The sequence below is a fragment of the Aquitalea palustris genome (genome assembly GCF_003693445.1).
Lineage (GTDB): Bacteria > Pseudomonadota > Gammaproteobacteria > Burkholderiales > Chromobacteriaceae > Aquitalea > Aquitalea palustris.
In genome coordinates, this window is the sequence record NZ_RFAR01000012.1 from 50,871 (window position 1) to 73,667 (window position 22,797).

Genomic DNA, 22,797 nt, shown 5'->3' on the forward strand with positions numbered 1-22,797 from the left:
AAAAGCCGGATCAGGCATCCGGCTCGACATTCAGCAGTTGCAAAAGATCGGCGATTTTATCAGGGTCTTCGGATCGAAGCATGCGTCCTGCAATAGGCGCGATATCGTCCAGATGGGTATTGAGCACCATGCGCTTGACTGCCAGCAGGCTGGCCGGGTGCATGGAGAACCTGCGCAGGCCCATGCCCAGCAGCAGCCGGGTCAGGCGCGGGTCACCGGCCATTTCGCCGCATACCGACACCGGTACTCCACCCTTGAGGCCGGTACGGATGGTATGCAGAATCAGCTTGAGCACCGCAGGGTGCACCGGATCGTACAGATGACTGACCGAGTCGTCGTTGCGGTCGATGGCCAGGGTGTACTGGATCAGGTCGTTGGTGCCGATGGACAGGAAGTCGACATGCTTGATGAAACTGCCCACCACCAGTGCGGCGGAGGGGATTTCGATCATGGCACCCACTTCGACCTCTGCGTCGAAAGGCAGGCCTTCTTCATGCAGTTCCTGCTTGGCGTAATCCAGCTGGGCAATCGATTGCTTGAGCTCACCCAGCGAATTGAGCATGGGGAACAGGATCTTGACCTTGCCGTAATGCGACGCGCGCAACAGCGCGCGCAACTGGGCGCGGAACATCAGCGGCTCAGCCAGGCACAGCCGGATGCCGGTCAGCCCCAGCGCCGGGTTATCGGCCACATCGTGGTTCAGCCATTTCGGGTTCTTGTCGGCCCCCAGGTCCATGGTACGGATGGTGACCGGCAGGCCTTTCATGTCTTCGGCCACCTTGCGGTAGGCCTCGAACTGTTCGTCCTCGGTAGGCAGCGTATCCCGGCCCAGAAACAGGAATTCGCTGCGGAACAGGCCTACGCCCACCGCGCCGGACCCCTTCACTACCTCCACATCCTGCGGCAATTCGATATTGGCCAGCAGTTCGATCACCGTGCCATCTTTGGTTTTGGCATCGGATTTACGGATGGAAGACAGCTTGCGCTTGGCATCGCGCCAGGCACGCTGGCGCTTGCGGTATTCGCTGAGGACCAGTTCATCCGGATTGACGATCAACACCCCTTGCTGGCCATCGACGATGATCTGTTCCTCTTCGCGGATCAGCTCGCGCGCGTGGTGCAGGGCGATGACGGAGGGCAGGTCGAGACTACGCCCCAGAATGGCGGTATGCGAGGTGGCGCCGCCGACGTCGGTGACGAAAGCCGCGAAGTTGGAATCCTTGAAATACACCATGTCGGCCGGCGACAGGTCGTGCGCCACCAGAATGGTATCGTCCAGCAGGTCGCCGGGGGCCGGCAATTGCGGGGCGTGGCCATCCAGGTTCTTGAAAATGCGTTCCACCACCTGCAGCACATCATTCTTGCGCTCGCGCAGGTAGTCTTCTTCGATGGCGTCGAACTGCTCCACCAGCAGGTCGCACTGCAGCTTCAACGCCCATTCGGCATTGCAGTGCTGCTTTTCAATGATTTCGCGTGGTTCGCGCGAGATGGTGACATCGCCCAGCAGCATAATGTGCAAGGACAGGAAGGCGCCCAACTCGGCCGGGGCATTTTCCGGGATGCTGCCCCACAGCATTTCCAGCTCTTTGCGCGTGGCGCGCACCGCCTCGTCGAAGCGCGCCATCTCGGCCGGGATGTCTGCGTCTTCCAGGCCGTAGTGCGCCACATCGTCCATGCTGCGCGAGATGAGATGGGCCCGGCCAATTGCGATGCCGCCACCAATGGCTACACCATGCAGGGTGATATTCATCGTCCCATCCCCTCCTCAAGCGGGCTGATTCATTCAGCCTCGTCAAACCGGTTGTTGATCAGTGCTACCAGCGCATCCAGCGCTTCCTGTTCGTCAGGGCCTGCCACATCCAGCTCGATGGTGGAGCCCTTGGCAGCGGCCAGCATCATCACCCCCATGATGCTCTTGCCATTGACGCGGCGACCATTGCGGGCAATGCCCACATCGCTCTTGAAGCGGCTGGCAAGCTGGGTGAATTTACTCGATGCGCGAGCATGCAGGCCAAGTTTATTGATAATTTGTATTTCAACGCGCAGCATTACCGTCCCCCGGTAGAATATAAAGCACACCTTCCAGCCCGCCGGTAATGGCTTTGCTGACCACGATCTCCAGCGGCTGGCTGCTATAGCTGAGCGCTCGCACCAGCATGGGCAGGCTGACGCCGGCAACGGCCTCGACCTTGCCCGGATTGATCAGCCGGCTGGCGATATTGGATGGCGTGCCGCCATACATATCAGTCAACACCACCACGCCATCGCCCTGTTCCAGGCGTGCCACCAGCGCAGCGGCTTCGACCAGTTTCTGATCCGGATCCTCGGTTTTTTCTACCGCCAGCGTGGCGATATTGTCCGGGTCCCGTCCCAATACGTGCCGGGCGCAGTCCAGTAGACAGGCGCCCAGATTGCCATGTGATATGACTAGTACACCAACCATGCCCGAGTCTTCTTGTCCGTAACGATTATTGGCACACAGCCGCATGCTGCCTGGCTGTGCTCATGTCTGCTGCGAATCCGGCATTGTAGCAGGAGCGTTTTCCACCCGCCGGTACCAGGCCAGTTTATCCGCCAGCGTGACCACGCTGCCCACTATGATAAGCGCAGGCGAGGCAACACCATAGGAAGAAATCAGTGCCGGCAGGCTGCTCAGGGTGCCGGTCAGCGTCCGCTGCCGTGCCGTGGTAGCCCATTCGATCACCGCCACCGGGGTATCTGCCGGCTTGCCATGCTGGATGAAGGCAGCACACAACTCCGCCGCCATGGTCAGCCCCATGTACACCACCACGGTCTGGTCCGGCCGGGTCAGCGCCGGCCAGTCCAGATTGATGCTGCCATCTTTCTTGTGACCGGTGACAAAGGTGACCGACTGCGCATGGTCGCGGTGGGTCAAGGGTATACCGGCATAGCTGGCCGCACCATTTGCCGAGGTAATGCCGGGTACGACTTCAAACGGAATGCCATGCTCGGCCAGGGTTTCGATTTCCTCGCCACCACGGCCGAAGGTAAAGGGATCGCCCCCTTTCAGGCGCAATACCCGCTTGCCTTCGCTGGCCAATCTTACCATCAGCAGATTGATGTCTTCCTGCGGCAGGCTGTGGTTGGCACGGGCCTTGCCCACGTATATGCGTTCGGCGTCGCGGCGTACCAGTTCCAGTAATTCCGATGCCACCAGATTATCGTGCAAGACCACGTCGGCCTGCTGCATCAGTCGCAATGCGCGGAAGGTGAGCAGGTCCGGATTACCCGGCCCGGCTCCCACCAGGTAGACCGCGCCACTAGGCGTGTCCGTGCGACTGGCCAGGCGCTTTTCCATCTCTAGGCAGGCGGCCTCTTCTCGGCCATTCATCACGGCTTCGGCCAAGGGGCCTTCGAGTACCGATTCCCAGAAAGCGCGGCGTGCTTCCACATCGCCGAAACGGGCTTTTACCTTGTCGCGAAAGCGCGCGGAAAAGGCCGCCAGCAGGCCGAAACCAGCCGGGATGATGCTTTCCAGCCGGGCGCGCACCAGCCGCGCCAGCACCGGGACAGCACCGCCGGAAGACACGGCAATCACCAGCGGCGAGCGGTCGATGATGGCCGGGGTGATGTAGGTGGACAGTTCCGGATCATCCACCACATTCACCGGGATATTGTGGGCCTGCGCCGCAGCGGAAACCTGCTGATTGACCGGGCGCTGGTCGGTGGCGGCGACCACTAGCCGCATGCCGGCAACCTGCCCGGGGGCGAAATAGCCCGGCTCCCAGTGCAAGGCACCTTGCTGCGCCATTTCGCCCAGTTCGGCGGTCAGCTCGGGCGCCACCACGGTCACCCTGGCACCGGCCGCCTTGAGCAGACGAATCTTGCGCAAGGCAACATCGCCGCCCCCCACTACCAGGCAAGGGGCATCCTGCAGCTTCAGAAAAATCGGAAAGTAATCCATGCATCGCTCCACAACAATCGCCACAGCATACTTTATTTGTTGCATAAAAACGACGAGCGACCGGCACTCTGCCTGATTTTCGTCATCACAATTTGCCTGCCAAATGCCATGATGAGAGTAAGCCCTTGGCAATATATAAACAGGGCAACTCCAGGAAGCGGTGGGTTCACATTGAATATCTTCAGATCGACATGCAGCAGAACAGGCTATGGCACGGTCTTGATGCTGGCGCTGGGCAGCCCGCTGGCATGGGCCGGCGAACTGCCTCACGCCCCCTGGGACTGGCCACTGACCGGCCTGCTTGGTGTGGCCGCCGGCATCTGGCTGGGTAGCCTGTGGCAGCGTCGACGCCACGAACATGAGCAGGCCGGCACGCTGCGTTTTCTGGTGGAACATTCCAGCACCGCCCTGCTGGCACTGGATGAGCAGGGTCAGTTGCAAGCTGCCGGACAGGGCTGCATGGCTCTGCTCGGCCGGCAACCGCACAGCCTGGAGGAATGCGGCCTGCCGCCAGCACTGTGCCAGGCATTGCAACAGCAGACTGCTTTGCTGACCACCCCGCAGCATGTCGAGTTGCAGGATGCACAAGGCCGCACCCGCCAGCTGGGCCTGCAGCAAATCGTGCTGCCAGCCGGCAGGTCGCCGGGCAACTGGCGGCTGCTGCTATTACATGATGCCAGCGCGGAAGGCCGGCCAGTCCCGCTGGGCAATGCCATCGCCACGGTATTGCAAGGCTCGCGCCTCGGCTTGTGCGAATTCGATCTTGGCAAACAGCGAGTCAGCTGCTCGCCCGGCTCGCTGCACAAGCTGCTGGGGCTGGATGTGCAGCGGGAAAGCATGAGCCTGGACGACTGGCTGCAACTGCTGCACCCGGAAGACCGCCCCCTGCTGGAGAACGCCCTGCAGACGGCTTGCCATCACCCCGCCACCAGCCACAGCCTGGAATGCCGCATGCAGCATGCCGACCAGCACTGGGAATGGCTGGAGCAGAATCTGCAGGCCGATCCGCAAGCCGGAGACGGTGCCATCGTGCTGGCACTCAGTCAGGTCGTCACCGCGCGCAAGCTGGCCGAGGCCGCCATGCGGCGGCGCGAACAGGAATTCCGCACCCTGGTGGAAAACTCCACCGACATCATCGCTCGCTACGATCTGCAACTGCGCTGCCAGTTCATCAACCGCAGCGTCAGCCGCTACTCGCCGTTGATCCGCGATGAACACATCGGCAAAACCGTGGGCGAAAAGGGTTGGCCGGCCGATGTGGTTGCGCTGTTCGAGTCGCAATGCCGGCAATTGATCGAGACCTGGGAACCGCGCTGCTTCGAAATGGAGCTGCTATCGCATAACCGGCGCTATATTTTCGAAACCCGCCTGTTTCCCGAGTTCGACAACAATGGCAAGCTCACCAGCATTTTGTCGGTGGACCGGGAAATTACCGATACCCGCCAGGCCAATCGCCTGCTGAGCGAAGAAAATGCGGTGATGGAGATGATTGCCTCCAATCAGCCACTGCAAGACACGCTGGCGCAGATCTGCACCATGATCGAATCCCAGCTCACCGGCGGGCTGTGTTCGGTCATGCTGCTGACCGAAGATGGCCAGCACCTGCACGTGGCCTCCGGCAACAGCCTGCCGCCGGAATACAGCGCGCTGATTGAAGGCATTGCCATTGGCCCCGAAGTGGGCTCATGCGGCACGGCGGCCTACTGGAAACGCACCATCATTGTCGAGGACATGGAAAATAGCCCGCTGTGGCAGCCCTATCTGGACTTTGTCCGGCCCTACCAGCTGCGCGCCTGCTGGTCGACACCGCTATTTAGCAGCACGCGCGAACTGCTGGGCACTTTTGCCATTTACTACACCGAACCGCGCACGCCCAATCCGGACGAAATGCGGCTGGTCTATCGCAGCTCCCACATCACCGCCATTGCCCTGCAGCGCGACCTGCACGAGAAAAAGCTGTTCCAGCTGGCGACCAAGGACGAACTGACCCGGCTGGACAATCGCCGCCATTTCCTGGAACAGGCAGAACGCGAAATCAAGCGCAGCCAGCGCTACCAGCAGCCGCTGGCGGTGCTGATGATGGATCTGGACCATTTCAAGAACATCAACGACCAATACGGCCATGCCGCCGGTGATCAGGTCATCACCCACTTCGCCACGCTGTGCCGTGAAGTGCTGCGCACCTCGGACCTGACCGGACGACTGGGTGGTGAGGAGTTTGCCGCCCTGCTGCCCAATACCGCTGGCAGCGCCGCACTGGTGGCAGCCGAGCGTATACGCGAAGCGGTCAGCCAGAGCCGGGTGGAAGTCAACGGGCAGCAGATCCACTACACCGTCAGCGTGGGACTATCCTTGCTACGCAGTAGCGATCTGCATGTGGATGACCCGCTGAAACGGGCCGACAAGCTGCTGTATCAGGCCAAACACCTGGGGCGCGACCGGGTTTGCCATGACCTGCCGCCGGCGCTGGATTAAAATGGTGCTTTTGTCAGGCAGCCGCCCATCGTGAGTCACTGGCACACCGACTATCTGTCCCATCCCCTCTACCAGCCGCTACGCGCCATCTGCGCCCGGCTCCCGCTGGCCAACTGGCCTGGGCAGGCCGACTACGACCGGCTGCTGCAACTGGCGGCCCCGGCCACCCTTCCCGCAGGCCTGCGCTTCTGCTGCGACCTGCAAGCACCCTCCTACTACGAAACCCATATTGCCGACACCGGCGAGGTGCCCACTCGCAGCGAAAACTGGCATGACTGGTTCAATGCCCTGGCCTGGCTGGCATGGCCCTTGAGCAAGGCGGCGCTGAATGCACGCCATGTGCGCGCCATCGGCCGTGGCGAGATCCAGCGCGGGCCACGGCGCGATGCTGCCACCTTGCTGGATGAATGCGGGGTAATTGTCGCCTGTGCCAAGCCGGCATTGGGGCAGGCACTGGATGATATGCAATGGCAGACGCTGTTTGTGGATGAGCGCCACGCCTGGGGACGGCAGATCAGTGTGCATGCACTGGGACATGCCCTGTTTGAAACCGGCCTGACACCGCACCAGGGCTGGTGCGGCAAGGCGCTGTTGCTGGCGGTGGAGCCCGACTTCTTTACCCTGCCCGAGGCCGTACAGCGCGAGCAGCTGGATAGCCGGCTGGCCAGCATGCTGGCTGATGACGACTGGCTGGCCAGCCCCCGCCAGCTATGGCCGCTGCCCTTGCTGGGCATTCCCGGCTGGTGGCCGGATAACGCCGAGCCGTCCTTCTATCAGAATACCGACTACTTCCGCCCCAGCCGGCGGGCGAAATCCTCCAGCGATACACTCTGAAGCCGCTCGGTGACACTGCCCAGCAAGGCTTCAATGCCCTGGCCGACATCATCGTCATTGGCCAGATCCGCCCGATAGACAAACAGCTGGAATAGCTCGGACAGCTGCACCACAGCCAGCTTTTTCATCAGCACCCAGCCATCGCGCTGGCCTTTCTGCACATAGCCATGCAGCGCCAGCTTGTCCAGCACCAGGCCCAGCTCGTCATAGCCTATCTTGACCTGCTGGCGTAATTGCACTGGCGTCAGGCTGCAACCCTGCTCCTGCGCCGCGTCCAGCATCAGCAAGACTTCCACCGCATCCAGAAAGCGCCGCCGTGGCTCAAAGCGCCGCCGCCAGGCACCGCCTTCCCAGTAGGAAAGCGAGGCAGTAAACACCGCGCCGGCCAGCACCACCATCCACAGGCAATACACCCACAACAGGAAGATCGGAATACTGGCAAAAGCCCCGTACACCAGCTGGTAGCTGGCCACCTGACCGATGTAATAGCCAAAACCCAGCTTGGTCAGCTCCAGCAGCAGCGCGGTAATCATCGCCCCCAGTACTGCATGGCGGATCGGCACAAAGCGGTTGGGCACAATGCGGTACAACAGCGACAACACGATGCCGGTCAGCAGGATAGTGCCGCCCGCCTCGACCGTACTGGCCAGCAAGGGCATGGTTTTTTCGAAACGGGTGAACTTGAGCAGCCAGCGCCAGGACAGAAGGCCACCGCCCAGCACCAGCGGGCCCAGCGTCAGCACCGTCCAGTACACCATGCTCTGCTGCAGCCAGGGCCGGCCACGGCGCACACTCCAGATGGCGTTGAAAGTGCGCTCAATGGTGGACATCAGCATCAGCGCCGTTACCCCGAGCATGATGATGCCGGCGGCGGTGAGCTTTTCCGCATTGTCGGCAAACTGGCGCATGTAGACGGAAATCACCTTGCCGGCGAACTCCGGCACCAGCGTCGACAACAGCAATACCTTGAAGCGGGTGCTGTAGTCGGAAAACACCGGGAAAGCCGAAATCACCGTCAAGGCAATGGTGAACAAGGGCACCAGTGCCAGCAGGGTGGTAAAGGTCAGGCTGCCGGCAACCTGCATCACACGCAGGCTGCTCATGCGGCGGATCAGGAAGCCGGAAAAACCGACTTGCGTTGCATACTTGGCGGGCAGTTTCATGAGGCGCAAGGTAATTCAGTCACTGCCGGCTGGCAAGCGGCAACGTTCCGGCGTGACGCGGCCAGTGGCTGCTTTACGTTTGACATACTGTCTTAATACAAATTAACAGATGGAAACTGGTATCATGCTGCCAGTTCATCCTGTTGCCGCCCTCCCTCCTCATGGCGGCCATTCCTCTGGACATCGTCGTGCAAGACATCCTCGTACTCTATTACAGCCAGCATGGTGCCACTGCCGAACTGGCCCGGCTGATCGCCCGTGGCATCGAAAGCGTGCCCGGCTGCCAGGCACGGCTGCGCACCGTGCCCAAGGTTTCCACCGTCTGCGAGGCCAGTGCAGCGGCCATCCCGGAAAGCGGCGCGCCCTATGTGGAAAAAAGCGATCTGGCCGAGTGCATCGGCCTGGCCCTGGGCAGCCCCACCCGCTTTGGCAATATGGCCGCAGCCATGAAGTACTTCATCGACAGCACCAGCGGGGAATGGATGGCCGGCGCACTGGCCGGCAAGCCGGGCTGCGTGTTTACCAGCTCCTCGTCCATGCATGGCGGGCAGGAGTCCACCTTGCTGAGCATGATGCTGCCGCTGCTGCACCACGGCATGCTGCTGGTCGGCCTGCCTTATTCCGAGCCACAACTGGCCGCCACCCAGACGGGCGGTACGCCCTATGGCGTCAGCCATGTGGCCGGGGTACAGAATGACCGCCCGCTGTCGGCCGACGAAAGCAAGCTGGCCTTTGCCCAGGGCAAGCGGCTGGCAGAAGCAGCCCTGCGCCTGCAGCACCCTTTGTAATACCGGACGCGCGTGCTGGCTTGGCCATTTGCACCCGCTGATTTTTTACCTCTTGCGCAGCGTTGAGCGTTGCGCCGGGAACCCGATTTATGTGTGGAATTGCCGGTTTCTTTTCCCGGACCCCCGTTGCTGCGGCAACGGCCGATGCCATGTTGCTGGAACTGGCCCGTCGCGGGCCGGATGCTGCCCACCAGTTGCGGCTGGACCAGCACGGCCAGAGCGCGGCGGATGACGCCATTCACAATGCGCTGCTGCATGCGCGGCTGTCCATCATCGACCCGCGCCCGGAGGCCGACCAGCCCATGCGCAACGACGATGGCCAGCTGTGGATCTGCTACAACGGCGAGGTGTACGACTGGGAAAAGGACAAGCGCGAACTGGAACAGGGCGGCGCGGTGTTCCACACCCATTCCGATACCGAATTCATCCTGCGGGCTTACGAGGCCTGGGGCATTGATGGCCTGCTCTCCCGCCTGCGCGGCATGTTTGCCTTTGCCATTCTCGATCTGCGCCAGGGCAAGGTGCATCTGGCGCGCGATCGCATGGGCGAAAAGCCGCTGCTGTACTCACTGCGGGATGGCAACCTGGCCTTCGGTTCGCTGGTGCGCGCAGTCCTGCCGTTTGTGCCGCTGGCCGCACGCCAGTTCAGCCCTGCCGCCATCGATGCCTATCTGGCACATCGCTACATTCCGGCACCGGCCACGGTATTTGAAAATATCCAGCGCCTGGAAAACGGCTATTGCCTGGAATTTGACCTGAGCAGCCGTCAGCTGAAAAAACGTCGTTACTGGCAACCCAAGGCCGAAACCGGCGACTGGCTGCCCGAGCTGGATCACGCCGTGGCCATGCGCACCGTGGCCGACCGCCCACTGGGCGTGCTGCTGTCCGGCGGCATCGACTCCACCCTGATTGCCAGCCGTCTGGCCGGACAGGGTTATCAGCAGTTTTCTACCTTTACCGCCGCCTTCCCCGGCAGCACGCTGGATGAATCGGTCGACGCGGCCGACTCGGCCCAGCGCATGGGGCTGAGCAATATCCGCATCGCCATGCCAGACAATCTGGCGGCCGATTTTTCCCGCATCGTGGCCGATCTGGACCAACCCTTTGCCGACCCCTCCAGCTTTCCTACCTGGTATCTGGCACGAGAAGTCAGCAAGCATGTGAAAGTGGTGCTGGTGGGCGATGGCGGCGATGAACTGCTGGCCGGCTACAAGCGCATGAACAAGCATCTGCGCACGCGCTGGCGGCGGCATATCCGCCTGCCGCTGGGCATACGTACGGCCTTGTCCGGCAAGCAGGGCAAGCTGGCCACGGAAATGGCCATGGACTGGCGCGCGGCTTACTCCTTGCGCTTTTCCGGCCTGACACCGGGCCAGCGCCGTTTCCTGCAAGGCGGCCGAGAACTCGAGAAACTCAGCTATTGGCGCGCACCGGATGACATCGGCCCGGAAGCCAGCGATGCGGTGCCCGGCCTGCAAAGCCTGCTGGCCATCGACTTTGCCAACTATCTGCCGGACTACATCCTGCAAAAATCCGATTTGTGCACCATGGCGCACGGGCTGGAGGGCCGCGCCCCGCTGCTGGACCACCGCCTGTATCAGCATCTGCTGGCCACGTCGGATGCCGAACGCTACACCACGCCTGCCAAGCTGATTTTCCGCCGCGCCATGCACCCGGCGCTGCCGGCCGACTTTTTCCAGCGCAAGAAGCGCGGCTTCAATCCGCCACTTTCCGGCTGGCTGCAAACCAGCCTGGCCGAGCGCTTCGCCGGATTGGGACAAAGACTGAAGCGCCTGACTGACGGCCAACTGGATGCACAGGCAGTGGATGCCTTCAGCCAGGCTTACCGCCAGGGTGAAGCAGCACTGGCCGAGCAGGTGCTGCAATTGCTGATTCTGGATGAAAGCCTGCAGCAGCTGGATGCGCTGCGCCGCGCCCTGCCTTAAGGCGGCAGCGCTCAGGAACTTGGCTGCCGCTGGCGTCAGGATCCGACTGAAGCATGATGGTCCGCCAGCGGTGCATAAAAGCTGCTGGGCGACACCCCCAGCTCACGCTTGAACATGGTGGCAAAGGCACTGGGGCTGGCATAGCCCAGGTCCAGTGCCACTTCCAGCACGCTGGCCCCGCAGGCCAGCTTTTCCAGTGCGGCAATCAGCCTGGCCTGGCGCCGCCACTGCCCCAACGACAAGCCGGTTTCGCGGCTGAAGCGCCGCTGCAGCGTGCGCGCATCCATGGCCAGTTGCGCGGCCCACTCCTCCACCGAACGCGCATCGGCCGGCTCGGCCTGTAGCGCATCACACAAACCCTGCAAGGCCGGGCTTTGCGGCCGTGGCAAGGACAATGCCAGTGTGGGCAGGCTGCGGATTTCATCCAGCAGCAGCTTCATCAGCCGCTCATCGCGCGAATCGGCCGCATACGGCACAGCGATATCCATGGCGGCCAGAATCAGCTCGCGCAACAAGGGCGAAATGGCCAGCACCCGGCATTCCTGTGGCAGCCCGTCCAGGCTGTCTTCCCGCACATACACCGTGCGCATGCGCACCGCGCTGATCATCCGCACCTGATGCCAGGTGGCAATCGGCAGCCAGATGCCACGGGTAGGCGGCACGATCCACTGCCCCAGCGCCGTACTCACCACCATCACCCCTTCCACCGCATACAAGAGCTGGGCGGTGGGATGGGCATGGCGCGGCGTGTCTTCGCCGGCCGGATAATCACGTGCCTTGGCCACCACCGGGGCGATGCCGCTATCGTACTGGTGCAGGTGTTGATAATCAGTCATGACTGTCATTTTCTCGCAGATGATTGCCCCTCATGCGCAGGACGGGCAAGGACAGCCCTTGATAGCATGATGAACCCACCACCACAAGAAGACCTCATCATGACCAGCGCCAGCCAGAGCATGGCACCGCCGCAAGACACCCGTTTCCGGGTATTGGGTGCCATCAGCTTTACCCATTTCCTCAACGACATGTTGCAGTCGCTGATTCTGGCCATCTACCCGGTACTCAAGGGTGGCTTTCACCTGAGCTTTGCCCAGATCGGCCTGATGACCCTGGTTTACCAGTGCACCGCCTCGCTGCTGCAACCGCTGGTCGGCATTTATACCGACAAGCGCCCGCTGCCCTATTCCTTGGTATTTGGCATGGGCGCGACACTGTGCGGCCTGCTGCTGCTGTCGGTGGCCCCCAACTATCACACACTGTTGATTGCCGCCGCGCTGGTGGGCACCGGCTCGTCCATCTTCCATCCGGAATCCTCGCGCGTGGCGCGCATGGCATCGGGTGGGCGCCATGGTCTGGCACAGTCCTTGTTCCAGGTAGGGGGCAATGCCGGCTCGGCCACCGGCCCCTTGCTGGCGGCGCTAGTGGTGTTTCCCTATGGCCAGCCCAGCCTGGCCTGGTTCTCGCTGGCGGCCTTGCTGGGCATGCTGGTGCTGTGGCGCATCGGCGTCTGGTATAGCCACCAGCAGCGCACGGCCAAGGCACACAAGGCCATCGTGCCGACCGGGCTGTCGCCTGGCCGTACCGCCTTCACCCTGGGCATACTGGTATTGCTGGTCTTTTCCAAGTATTTCTACCTCACCAGCATCACCAGCTATTTCACCTTTTACCTGATGCAGCACTTCGGGCTGGGTATTCAGGCGGCACAGCTGCATTTGTTCATCTTCCTGTTTGCCGTGGCTGCCGGCACCGTGCTGGGCGGGCCGATTGGCGACGCCATCGGCCGCAAGCGGGTGATCTGGTTCTCGATTCTGGGCGTGGCCCCGTTTACCCTGGCGCTGCCGCATGTCGACCTGTTCTGGACCAGCGTGCTGTCCTTCATCATCGGCTTTATCCTGGCCTCGGCCTTCTCCGCCATCCTGGTGTACGCGCAGGAGCTGGTGCCGGGCAAGGTGGGCATGGTGTCCGGGCTGTTCTTCGGCTTTGCCTTCGGCATTGGCGGCATCGGCGCGGCGGTACTAGGCAAGGTGGCCGATCACTACGGCATCGAAACCGTCTACCAGCTGTGTGCCTTCCTGCCCTTGCTGGGCATCATCACCGTGCTGCTACCCGACCTGCACCACAAGAAAGCCTGAATCCGCGCGACGACAGGAAGCAAGCAAAACCGGCCATCACGGCCGGTTTTTTCATGGTACGGGCTGAGCGGGACTGGCCCCGGCCAGCGGCTGGCAATCACGCGCCAGCGAGCGTCCGCCACGGGTGAGCAAGACCGACTGTTCACCCTTGTTCCACCACACCAGCTGCTGGCTGGCATAACGCACACCACTGGCACTGCTCACCCGCACCAGCCGGTAGTGCTGCCCCTGCCAGAGAATGCGGATGGGCAGCACATCGGCCACTTCCGGCTGCGGGTATTCCACGCTGAGCAGGCGATGGGCCGCGCACTGGTAATCCACCCGCTGCATGGCCGGCACGGCTTCGCTGGAGGGTGCCTCCACAGCATTCTCGAGTAGCAAGGCTTGCGGTTCGGCCCACAGCGGCATGGGCAGCAGGCAGGCCAGCAATACAGGCAACAGCTTCATGGCGTTTCCTTGTCGATGGTATCCCCATGCCATGGGGCCACCTTCAGCAGCAGCAACATGCCGGGCAAGGCCAGTACGGCACACAGCAGGAAAAAGCCGCCCCAGCCCACGGCATCCACAATATAGCCGGTGGCGGCATTGGCAAAGGTGCGCGGCACCGCTGACAAGCTGGTAAACAGGGCAAACTGGGTGGCGGTATAGGCCGGATGGGTGGTGCGAGCGATAAAGGCGACAAAGGCTGCCGTACCCAGGCCCACGCCCAGCGCCTCGAAACCGATCACCAGTGCCAGCTGGCCTAACTGGACAGGACCAATCTGCTGAAAATGACCATAGCTGGCCAGCCAGGCAAAACCCAGTATCGACAGCAGCTGCACCACGCCAAACAGCCATAGCGCCCGGTTGATGCCCAGCTTGAGCATCCACACCCCGCCCAGCAGGCCGCCGATCACCGCCGGCCACAGTCCGGCGTTCTTGGCCACCAGGCCGATCTGCGACTTGGCAAAGCCCATGTCCAGGTAAAACGGCGTGGCCAGTGCGGTGGCCATGCTGTCACCCAGCTTGTACAGGAAGATGAAGCCCAGAATGGTGGCGGCCGCCCGCCAGCCCTGGCGCTGGATGAATTCGTGAAACGGCTCCACCACGGCTTCGCGCAAGGTCTTGGGCGGGGCAGCGCGCAAGGCGGGCTCGGACACCAGCAGGGTCATCAGCACACCCGGCAGCATGAACAGCGCAGTGATGATGAATACATTCTGCCAACTGGTGTGGTCGGCCAGAATCAAGGACAGCGAACCGGGCACCAGGCCGGCAAGCCGATAGGCATTGATATGCACCGAGTTGCCCAAACCCAGCTCGGCATCCGTCAGCAGCTCGCGGCGGTAGGCATCCAGCACGATGTCCTGACTGGCGGAGAAAAAGGCCACCACCGCTGCCAGTGCGGCAATCTGCTGCAGCTGCAGCCGTGGATCGAACAGGCCAAACAGGGCCATGCTGATCAACAAGGCCAACTGGCTGAGCAGCATCCAGCCGCGCCGTCGACCCAGTAGCGGCGGCACAAAACGGTCCAGCAGCGGCGACCACAGAAATTTCCAGGTATAGGGCAGGCCGATCAGGGCAAACAGGCCGATGGCCTTGAGATTGACGCCTTCGCTGCGCAGCCAGGCCGGCAACAGGTTGATCAGCAGATACAGCGGCAGGCCTGAGGCAAAGCCGGTAAAAACACAAATCAGCATGCGGCGCGACAAAATGGCCTCACGCCAGTGCAGGGGAGCTTGTTTCATGAATCCTTGTGGCCGGGGCCAGCAATGCAAAAAGGCGACCGTAGCCGCCTTTGTGGGTCATCGGTACTCAGCCGGGCTGGCGGGCTACCCGGTAGAACGCCAGGCTGCCGCGCAGATTGGGCAGGAAATGAATACGCTTTTCCTCGTTCATCACCACCCGTTCCAGCACGCGGATGCCGTTCTTGGCACACAGGGCCTCGAAGTCGCCCAGCATGCACCAGTGGATGTTCGGCGTGTTGTACCACTCGTAGGGAATGGTTTCCGACACCGGCATATGGCCTTGCAGGATCTGCCAGCGGTTTTCCCAGTAGCCGAAATTGGGGAAGGTGACGATGGCCTCGCGGCCCACGCGCAGCATTTCCACCAGAATCTGCTCGGTATTGTGCATGGCCTGAATGGTTTGCGACAACACCACATGGTCGAAGCGCTGGTCTTCGAATTCGGCCAGACCGGTTTCCAGATTGCCCTGGATGGCGTTGACGCCGGCTTCCACGCAACGCACCACATTGTTGACGTCGAAATCCACGCCATAACCACGCACCGCCTTGTGGCGGTTGAGCCAGGACAAGAGGGCGCCGTCGCCGCAGCCCAGGTCCAGCACGCGGCTGGACGGTGCCACCCAGTCGGCAATCAGTTGCAGGTCGGCCCGCAAAGTATTGGCGGCGCTCATGCGTTCACCTCCTCGGCCACGCGGTTCAGGTAGGCACGCATCAGCTTGACATAGGGTTCATCCAGCATCAGGAAGGCATCATGGCCGTGTACTGACTCGATTTCGCCGTACACCACTTCCTTGTCCGCTGCCACCAGCGCCTTGACGATTTCGCGCGAGCGCTCCGGCGAAAAACGCCAGTCCGAGGTAAAGCTGGCCACCATGAAGCGCGCCGTGGCTTTACGCAGCGCCGCCACGATGTCGTCGTTCAGATCCTTGGCCGGGTCGAAGTAGTCCAGTGCCTTGGTCATCAGCAGATAGGTATTGGCATCGAAATAATCCGAGAACTTGTCGCCCTGGTAGCGCAGGTAGGATTCGATCTCGAACTCCACCTCGAAGCCAAACTGGTAGTCGCCGCTTTTCAGCATGCGGCCGAATTTCTCCCCCATGCCGTCATCGGACAGATAGGTGATATGGCCCAGCATGCGCGCCAGCCGCAGCCCGCGCCGCGGAATGGCATCCTGCGCGTAAAAGTCGCCGCCATGGAAATCGGGGTCGGTGAGAATGGCCTGCCGGGCCACATCATTGAAGGCAATGTTCTGTGCCGACAGTTTGGGCGCCGAGGCAATCACCAGCGCATGGGCCACCCGGTCCGGATAGTCGATGCTCCATTGCAAGGCCTGCATGCCGCCCAGGCTGCCGCCAATCACCGCGGCCCAGCGTTCGATGCCCAGCCGGTCAGCCAGCCGCGCCTGCGAGCGCACCCAGTCCGGCACCGTGACCACCGGGAAGGTCGAACCCCAGGGCTGGCCGGTGGCCGGATTGATGGAAGAGGGACCGGTGCTGCCATGGCAGCCACCCAGATTATTCAGCCCCACCACAAAGAAACGGTTGGTATCGATGGGCTTGCCGGGGCCGACCATATTGTCCCACCAGCCGGCGGCCTTATCGTCGGCAGCATAACGGCCGGCCACATGGTGGTGGCCGGACAGCGCGTGGCAAATCAGGATGGCATTGCTGCGCGCAGCATTCAGCGTGCCGTAGGTTTCAAAACACAGTTGGTAGGCAGGCAACACGGCACCGCTGGCCAGATGCAGCGGGGTATCGAACTCCGCGATCTGCGCCTCTACGATGCCGACGGACCTTGTCAGATCGGACATAACAAAAAAGGCCTCTAATGATTATTGCCCCGCCGGTGGCCTTGCCGGCCATTCTCGTTGCGGGGCCTCCTGTAGGCTACGGCTGCTATCATCGCCTGTCTGGCCGATTATATCCATAGCCTTGCTTGCTACCGTGCAGCCGGCCCCGCATAATCGGCCCGGTTTTCTTCCCCCGTCCTTGCCATGATCGGTCGCCTGTTTCGCCTCTTGCTGCTGTTTGCCGTGCTCTATGCCATCGCACGCTGGCTGCTGGACCGGCGCCAGCGGGCAAGCCTGCGTGAATTCATCAGCACCCTTGCCACCGCCTTGCTGGTGGCCTCGGCCATTTTCGTGCTGCTGTACTGGCTGGGTTTTCACCAGCTGTAAGCAGCCGCCTTGATATGGCGCAGTGTCCGGGGCGGCCGCCACGACTAAGCTGCCTGCTTTGTCCGCCGGCCGGGTGCCGGCCCGGCCTCAGCATCATGGACCTCACCGCTTATCTGCATACCTTTGGCCATTATCTGAAACGCCGCCACGGCCAGGCGGTGCACAAGCTGTCATTGACTGGCGACTTTACCTGCCCCAACCGCGACGGCACGCTGGGCCGTGGCGGCTGCACCTTCTGCAATGTCAAAAGCTTTGGCCGCGATGCCGGCACGCTGTCGATCAGCGAGCAGATTACCCGCGAAAAAGGCAAGACCGACCGCGCCCGCCGCTACCTGGCCTACTTTCAGGCCTATACCAGCACCTATGCCGAAGTCAGCCGTCTGCGTCAGCTATATGACGAAGCCACCGCCAGTGCCGATGTGGTGGGCCTGTGCGTAGGCACCCGGCCAGACTGCGTGCCGGACAGCGCGCTGGAACTGCTGGCCTCCTATCAGGCCGCCGGCAAGGAAGTGTGGCTGGAGCTGGGCTTGCAAACCGCGCATGACCACACCCAGCGGCGCATTCACCGTGGCCACACCCTGGCCGACTACCGTGATGCGCTACGCCGTGCCCAGCAGCATGGCCTCAAGGTATGCACCCACCTGATTGCCGGTCTGCCCGGCGAAGATGCCGCCGATGTGCATGCCACACTGGAAACGGTACTGGAAATCGGTGTACAGGGGCTGAAGCTGCACCCGCTGATGATCGTGCGTGGCAGCCGCATGGCGGCGCAATACCCGCGCGGTGAAGTATCGGCCATGGCGCTGGACGACTATGCCAGCCTGGCGGCCTCGCTGATCCGCCATACGCCACCCGAGGTGGTGTTCCACCGGATAGCGGCCACGGCACAAGCCCCTACCCTGATTGCTCCGGACTGGTGCGGATCACGCTGGAGCGCCCTGCAAGCCATCGCAGCCCTGCTGGCTCGTGACGGTGGCCAGGGCAGCGCACTGGGCCATGGCTGGCCGGTCCGGACCGCATAAGACCAGGCTGGCGAAACCGGGCTTTGTCAGCAGGTTTTACTGGTACTGGACACTGTAAATGACACTTGCCACCACCGTCCCCGCCGCAGCCACACCGGTTGCATAGTATTTAGCCTGGTAGTGGAGGGTCGCGCTTCCGCTGGTGATAGGGTAGGCAGCTCCGCTGGTGCCGAACACACCACTGCCCTGGCCAATGGCAATGGGCGTGGTGGAAGTGGTGTTATAGAGGGCGACATCGACATTCTTTGCCGTGCCGGAATTGATCAGGCGCCCGGCTGCATTGACATTGCTGTCGTTTTCAAACCAGATGGCAGCCTGGGAGGCTGCGCCGCTACAGGAGGTGAGAGCAATGGTAAATTCAGTAGTCCCTGCGCTGACAGCCGCTGCAGCCAGGGCTTTGGTAGACACAGTGGGCAAGGTAATACTGCCGTTGTTGCTGCCCCCCACCGCACTGATGGTGCAGCTTTCCGCTGACACGGTGCCGTTGATGGTAAGGGTGCCATCATAAGCCTGTGCTTGCGAAACAAGCCCAGCCAAAGCCACACCGAGGGTAATGAATGATCTTTGCATTTTGCTGCTCCCGTAACACTTGATTCTTCGTTTAACAAGACTGGTCACTCTGTTTTATTGTTTGTGTTACGAATGAAGAACATGGCTTGAAGTGACTGTTTTATATATAGAAAATTATTGCGCCTATGTGCAATTACTTAGCTATTTTTCCGCAAGCTTGAGCGGGTGAAATGCCAGGCGCCTGCCTGGCAAATCCACCTCCGCAGACCGCGCTGGCGGGCTGGTTGGGCCTGGCCCGAACAAATTAGCCATTGGCTATCAAACCAGTCTGAACAATCGTAAAGTTTGCATGTCAGATTCTCCTTGTTGCTGCGACAAAGAAACACAGCACCGGAGAAACCATCATGCTCATCCAGAAACCTGCCGACATCGCCCCTTCGGAAATCACTCCCGAAGGTGTCTACTTCAATCGCCGCCAGTTCATGCTGGGTAGTGCCGGGCTGCTGCTGTCCGGTGAAACCCTGGCCGCACTGGCGGGCAAGAAAAGCCCGCTGTCCAGCGCGGACAAGCCCAACAGCCTGAAAGAAATCACCACCTATAACAATTACTACGAATTCGGCACCGACAAGAGCGAGCCCGCCTTGTATGCCGGCAGCCTGAAAACCCGGCCGTGGAATGTGGTGGTAGATGGTGAAGTGGGCAAGGCGCGCAGCTTTGGCATCGAAGAACTGCTGAAACAGCCACTGGAAGAGCGCATCTACCGCCTGCGCTGCGTAGAAGGCTGGAGCATGGTGATTCCCTGGATAGGCTTCCCGCTGGCCAGCCTGCTTAAACAGGTAGCCCCCACCTCGCGCGCCAAATACGTGGCATTTGAAACCCTGCAACGCCCGGCCGAGATGCCCGGCCAGCGCAGCCGCGTGCTGGACTGGCCTTACCGTGAAGGGCTGCGCATGGATGAAGCCATGCACCCACTGACCATTCTGGCGGTGGGTCTGTACAACGATGTGCTGCCCAACCAGAACGGCGCCCCCATCCGCCTGGTAGTGCCGTGGAAATACGGCTTCAAGAGCATCAAGTCCATCGTACGTATTCATTTGCAGGAGCAGATGCCGGCCACCAGCTGGAATATGGCCAATGCCCACGAGTACGGTTTCTATTCCAATGTGAACCCGGAGGTGGACCACCCGCGCTGGAGCCAGGCCAGCGAACGGCGCATTGGTGAATTCCTCAAGCGCAAGACCCTGCCGTTCAACGGCTATGGTGATCAGGTGGCCAGCCTGTATCGCGGCATGGACCTGCGACGGAATTTCTGACATGACCACCCTGCGCATGAAAAACCCGGCAGCCAGCCGCCAGCCAACCCGCTTCAATTGGCTGAAAATCGCCGTGTTCCTGCTCGCCTTGCTGCCGCTGGCCCGCGCAGCGTGGATCGTGCTGTCCGGCATGGCGGTCAATCCGGTGGAGTTCATCACCCGCTCCACCGGCACCTGGACGCTGAGCTTTTTGCTGATCACCCTGGCCATCAGCCCCTTGCGCCAGCTGTCCGGCTGGAGCTGGCCGCTGCGCCTGCGCCGCATGCTGGGCCTGTATGCCTTCTTTTACGGCAGCCTGCATCTGACTACCTATATGTGGCTGGACCAGTTCTTCGACTGGGGTGGCATGCTGCACGATATCGCCAAGCGGCCTTTCATCACCGTCGGTTTTGCCGCCATGCTACTGATGACACCTTTGGCCATCACCTCCACCCAGGGCTGGATGCGCCGGCTCAAGCGCAACTGGGGCCGGCTGCACCGGCTGGTCTACCCGGTCGCCATGCTGGGTGTGTTGCACTACTGGTGGCTGGTGAAAAAAGACCTGACCCAACCGCTGCTCTACGGCACGGCGCTCGTGTTCTTGCTGGGCTGGCGGCTGTACCGGCGCTGGCGTCAGCCCTAAACCGGCAATATCTGCTCGAAGTGCTCCACCACCGGAAACGGCTGATAGAAATGATGCAGCAGCCGTTTCCACTCCTGATAGCCCGCTGACTGACGAAAACCCTGTTCATGAGCGGCCACGCTGTCCCAGCCGACCAGCAACAGGTATTTGCCCTCCACTTCCAGACAACGTTGCAACTGGTGCCAGTGATAGCCCGGCATGCTGGCGATAATCAGCTGAGCCTGGGCAAAGGTGGCTTCGAACTCCTGCTGCATGCCGGCTTTCACCTGCAGCATGGCGGCTTCCAGAATCATCACGGCTCCCCGCAAAAAACCTCAGCATGCCACAAGCCACCCGGTTTGCAGTTGTCCGCCGCAGCCACTAAAGTAGCCGTTTTGCCGTAAACGGATAGACGGATATGTCCAAGGAAAAGACCCCGGTCACCCAGGCCATTCGCGTGCTGCGCGAACACAAGGTGGAGTACAGCGAGCATCTGTACAAATACGAGGACAAGGGCGGCACCACGGTGTCGGCCCGCGAGCTGGGTGTGGACGAGCATTGCGTGGTCAAGACCCTGATCATGGAAGACGAGCAGAAGCGGCCCTTGATCGTGCTGATGCATGGCGACCGCGAGGTGGGCACCGGCATGCTGGCCAAGCAGATCGGCGTGAAAAAGGTGAACCCCTGCGACCCGAAAACCGCTGACAAGCACAGTGGCTACCAGGTGGGCGGCACCAGCCCCTTCGGCACCCGCCACCCGATGCCGGTGTACATGGAAAGCAGCATTGCCGAGCTGGATCGCATCTATATCAACGGTGGCAAGCGCGGTTTCCTGATTGGTGTGGACCCGCAGGAAGTCATCCGCGTATTGCAGCCGGTACTGGTGCAGGCGGCAGCCTGAGCAAGCGCCCTAGGCGCGCAGCTTGATGCGGCGGCGATAGGCGCTACGGAAGACAAAACCCAGCAACAGAAAACCTGCCATGCACCAGGCCAGGCTCAGCGTGCTGCCCCACACCAGCGGGGCCACCACGCCGGCCACGATGCTGGACAGCATGGTCTGCAAAAAGCCCTGCAAGGATGACACCGTGCCGCGCAGCGCGGGAAACTGGTCCATCAGGTTGAGCGTGATGGACGGTGCCGCCAGCGACATGCCGGTGGTGTACAGCGCAAGCGGCAATACCGCCCAGGGCATGGCTGCCTCTGCCACCAGCAGGTTGTAAGCCAGGTTGGCCCCGGCCGCAGCAAACATCAGCACATAACCCAGGGTAACGATCTCGCGTGCGCCGCGCCGGCCCGCCATCTTGCCGGACAGATAGGCCCCGAACATGATGCCGGACACCGCCGGGCCAAACATCCACAAAAACTGGTCCGGCCGCAAATGCAGGTGTTGCAGCAGGAAGACCGGTGCCGACGGGATATACAGGAAGAAACCGGCAAAATTGCAGGACACCGCCGCCGCCAGCAACTGGAAATCGCGCTTGCGCAACACCTCGAGATAATTTTTCAGTAGTGAGCGCCAGGCCAGCGGGGTGCGCAAATGAGCATGATGGGTTTCGTCCAGCGCAAACCAGCTCATCACAAACAGCGCCAGGCCGATCAGCGCCATGAACACGAAGATGGAATGCCAGCCAAAGGCACCGAACAGCCAGCCGCCCACCACCGGGGCAATCGCCGGCGACAGCGAAAACAGCATGGTCACCTGCGACATCAGCCGCTGCGCCTCCGCCCCGTCCAGTTTGTCGCGGATGATGGCCCGCCCCACCACCAGACCGGCCCCGCCACACAGCCCCTGCAAACCACGAAACAACAACAACCAGCCCAGCGAGGGGGCCAGCGCACACCCCAGCGAGGCCAGGCTGAACAGCAAGGTGGTGGCCAGCACCACCGGCCGGCGGCCGATGGCGTCGGAAATCGAGCCGTGCCACAGCATCATTACCGCATAGCACAACAGATAGACGGTCAGCGCCTGTTGCATTTGCAACGGTGACGCGGACAAGGACTGGCCGATGGCCTGCATGGCAGGCAAAAAGGTATCGATCGAGAAGGGGCCCAGCGTGGACAGGGCCGCCAGCAACAGGGCAAGGCCAAAATGGCTGCGAGCGGAATGCGGCATGAAAATCCGATAAAGACAGTGGGGCGGCCCATGTTACCGCCCGGCCCGCACAAAGCCAAACCCTTGGCGAGTGTGG

The 22,797-nt window shown here is 61.7% G+C and carries 23 protein-coding genes; 10 read left to right on the forward strand and 13 right to left on the reverse strand.

Going from position 1 to position 22,797, the window contains the following annotated elements:
• Positions 1 to 10 precede the first annotated feature (10 nt).
• Genes ptsP through cysG form a run of 4 tightly spaced genes read right to left on the reverse strand, consistent with a single transcriptional unit; the run spans position 11 to position 3,925 of the window.
• On the reverse strand, positions 11 to 1,750 hold the full coding sequence (ptsP, locus tag EAY64_RS04110) for a phosphoenolpyruvate--protein phosphotransferase (RefSeq protein WP_103523522.1): 1,740 nt from the start codon (positions 1,748 to 1,750) through the stop codon (positions 11 to 13).
• Positions 1,751 to 1,779: 29 nt separating this feature from the next.
• On the reverse strand, positions 1,780 to 2,049 hold the full coding sequence (locus tag EAY64_RS04115; RefSeq protein WP_103523523.1) for an HPr family phosphocarrier protein: 270 nt from the start codon (positions 2,047 to 2,049) through the stop codon (positions 1,780 to 1,782).
• Complete coding sequence (locus EAY64_RS04120) at positions 2,036 to 2,443, reverse strand: PTS sugar transporter subunit IIA (RefSeq protein ID WP_059284423.1); 408 nt, start codon at positions 2,441 to 2,443, stop codon at positions 2,036 to 2,038. Before EAY64_RS04120 ends, EAY64_RS04115 begins: the two co-directional genes overlap by 14 nt.
• Before the next feature lie 60 nt (positions 2,444 to 2,503).
• Positions 2,504 to 3,925, reverse strand: coding sequence for a siroheme synthase CysG (cysG, locus tag EAY64_RS04125; RefSeq protein WP_103523524.1), 1,422 nt, complete (start codon positions 3,923 to 3,925; stop codon positions 2,504 to 2,506).
• Between the two features lie 222 nt (positions 3,926 to 4,147).
• Between cysG and EAY64_RS04130 the strand changes: the two genes are divergently transcribed.
• Positions 4,148 to 6,400: a sensor domain-containing diguanylate cyclase gene (locus EAY64_RS04130; RefSeq protein ID WP_158604605.1), complete on the forward strand. Its 2,253-nt coding sequence runs from the start codon at positions 4,148 to 4,150 to the stop codon at positions 6,398 to 6,400.
• 30 nt (positions 6,401 to 6,430) lie between these two features.
• Positions 6,431 to 7,234, forward strand: coding sequence for a DUF3025 domain-containing protein (locus EAY64_RS04135; protein WP_103523526.1), 804 nt, complete (start codon positions 6,431 to 6,433; stop codon positions 7,232 to 7,234).
• Here the strand turns inward: EAY64_RS04135 and EAY64_RS04140 are convergent.
• On the reverse strand, positions 7,186 to 8,397 hold the full coding sequence (locus EAY64_RS04140) for a YihY family inner membrane protein (RefSeq protein ID WP_103523527.1): 1,212 nt from the start codon (positions 8,395 to 8,397) through the stop codon (positions 7,186 to 7,188). The genes EAY64_RS04135 and EAY64_RS04140 overlap by 49 nt on opposite strands.
• Positions 8,398 to 8,558: 161 nt before the next feature.
• Between EAY64_RS04140 and wrbA the strand changes: the two genes are divergently transcribed.
• Positions 8,559 to 9,185 carry an NAD(P)H:quinone oxidoreductase gene (gene wrbA, locus EAY64_RS04145; protein WP_199734384.1) on the forward strand — a complete coding sequence of 209 codons (627 nt, stop codon included), beginning with the start codon at positions 8,559 to 8,561 and terminating at the stop codon, positions 9,183 to 9,185.
• An 89-nt stretch (positions 9,186 to 9,274) separates the two neighbouring features.
• A complete protein-coding gene (gene asnB, locus EAY64_RS04150) occupies positions 9,275 to 11,131 on the forward strand; it encodes an asparagine synthase (glutamine-hydrolyzing) (RefSeq protein ID WP_103523528.1) in 1,857 nt (618 codons plus the stop codon).
• Positions 11,132 to 11,166: 35 nt separating this feature from the next.
• On the opposite strand, the gene EAY64_RS04155 is transcribed toward asnB, so the two are convergent.
• On the reverse strand, positions 11,167 to 11,967 hold the full coding sequence (locus EAY64_RS04155; protein ID WP_103523529.1) for an AraC family transcriptional regulator: 801 nt from the start codon (positions 11,965 to 11,967) through the stop codon (positions 11,167 to 11,169).
• A 99-nt stretch (positions 11,968 to 12,066) separates the two neighbouring features.
• On the opposite strand from EAY64_RS04155, the gene EAY64_RS04160 reads away from it, so the two are divergent.
• Positions 12,067 to 13,263, forward strand: coding sequence for an MFS transporter (locus EAY64_RS04160; RefSeq protein ID WP_181835428.1), 1,197 nt, complete (start codon positions 12,067 to 12,069; stop codon positions 13,261 to 13,263).
• A gap of 51 nt (positions 13,264 to 13,314) precedes the next feature.
• On the opposite strand, the gene EAY64_RS04165 is transcribed toward EAY64_RS04160, so the two are convergent.
• From EAY64_RS04165 to metX, 4 genes are all read right to left on the reverse strand, one after another.
• Complete coding sequence (locus tag EAY64_RS04165) at positions 13,315 to 13,710, reverse strand: MliC family protein (protein ID WP_158604606.1); 396 nt, start codon at positions 13,708 to 13,710, stop codon at positions 13,315 to 13,317.
• Positions 13,707 to 14,987 carry an AmpG family muropeptide MFS transporter gene (locus EAY64_RS04170; RefSeq protein ID WP_103523531.1) on the reverse strand — a complete coding sequence of 427 codons (1,281 nt, stop codon included), beginning with the start codon at positions 14,985 to 14,987 and terminating at the stop codon, positions 13,707 to 13,709. Before EAY64_RS04170 ends, EAY64_RS04165 begins: the two co-directional genes overlap by 4 nt.
• A gap of 67 nt (positions 14,988 to 15,054) precedes the next feature.
• Positions 15,055 to 15,657: a methionine biosynthesis protein MetW gene (gene metW, locus EAY64_RS04175; protein ID WP_103523532.1), complete on the reverse strand. Its 603-nt coding sequence runs from the start codon at positions 15,655 to 15,657 to the stop codon at positions 15,055 to 15,057.
• Positions 15,654 to 16,796, reverse strand: a complete 1,143-nt coding sequence (metX, locus tag EAY64_RS04180; protein WP_103523533.1) for a homoserine O-succinyltransferase MetX — start codon at positions 16,794 to 16,796, stop codon at positions 15,654 to 15,656. Before metX ends, metW begins: the two co-directional genes overlap by 4 nt.
• Before the next feature lie 183 nt (positions 16,797 to 16,979).
• Between metX and EAY64_RS04185 the strand changes: the two genes are divergently transcribed.
• Positions 16,980 to 17,162: a protein MIGRI gene (locus EAY64_RS04185; RefSeq protein WP_103523534.1), complete on the forward strand. Its 183-nt coding sequence runs from the start codon at positions 16,980 to 16,982 to the stop codon at positions 17,160 to 17,162.
• A 95-nt stretch (positions 17,163 to 17,257) separates the two neighbouring features.
• The gene (mnmL, locus tag EAY64_RS04190; RefSeq protein ID WP_103523535.1) at positions 17,258 to 18,184 is read left to right on the forward strand and encodes a tRNA modification radical SAM protein MnmL/YtqA; all 927 of its coding nucleotides are present in this window, start codon (positions 17,258 to 17,260) and stop codon (positions 18,182 to 18,184) included.
• Positions 18,185 to 18,220: 36 nt separating this feature from the next.
• On the opposite strand, the gene EAY64_RS04195 is transcribed toward mnmL, so the two are convergent.
• Entirely contained in the window at positions 18,221 to 18,802 is a 582-nt protein-coding gene (locus EAY64_RS04195; protein WP_199734385.1) for a fimbrial protein, read from the reverse strand.
• 296 nt (positions 18,803 to 19,098) lie between these two features.
• Between EAY64_RS04195 and msrP the strand changes: the two genes are divergently transcribed.
• A complete protein-coding gene (gene msrP, locus EAY64_RS04200) occupies positions 19,099 to 20,007 on the forward strand; it encodes a protein-methionine-sulfoxide reductase catalytic subunit MsrP (RefSeq protein WP_103523537.1) in 909 nt (302 codons plus the stop codon).
• Position 20,008: 1 nt separating this feature from the next.
• Positions 20,009 to 20,629: a protein-methionine-sulfoxide reductase heme-binding subunit MsrQ gene (gene msrQ, locus EAY64_RS04205; protein ID WP_103523538.1), complete on the forward strand. Its 621-nt coding sequence runs from the start codon at positions 20,009 to 20,011 to the stop codon at positions 20,627 to 20,629.
• Here the strand turns inward: msrQ and EAY64_RS04210 are convergent.
• Complete coding sequence (locus EAY64_RS04210) at positions 20,626 to 20,922, reverse strand: antibiotic biosynthesis monooxygenase family protein (RefSeq protein ID WP_103523539.1); 297 nt, start codon at positions 20,920 to 20,922, stop codon at positions 20,626 to 20,628. The two genes, msrQ and EAY64_RS04210, sit on opposite strands and share 4 nt — an antisense overlap.
• Positions 20,923 to 21,026: 104 nt before the next feature.
• On the opposite strand from EAY64_RS04210, the gene ybaK reads away from it, so the two are divergent.
• On the forward strand, positions 21,027 to 21,509 hold the full coding sequence (ybaK, locus tag EAY64_RS04215; protein WP_103523540.1) for a Cys-tRNA(Pro) deacylase: 483 nt from the start codon (positions 21,027 to 21,029) through the stop codon (positions 21,507 to 21,509).
• Between the two features lie 9 nt (positions 21,510 to 21,518).
• Here the strand turns inward: ybaK and EAY64_RS04220 are convergent, their stop codons facing one another.
• A complete protein-coding gene (locus EAY64_RS04220) occupies positions 21,519 to 22,721 on the reverse strand; it encodes a multidrug effflux MFS transporter (RefSeq protein WP_103523541.1) in 1,203 nt (400 codons plus the stop codon).
• Positions 22,722 to 22,797 lie beyond the last annotated feature (76 nt).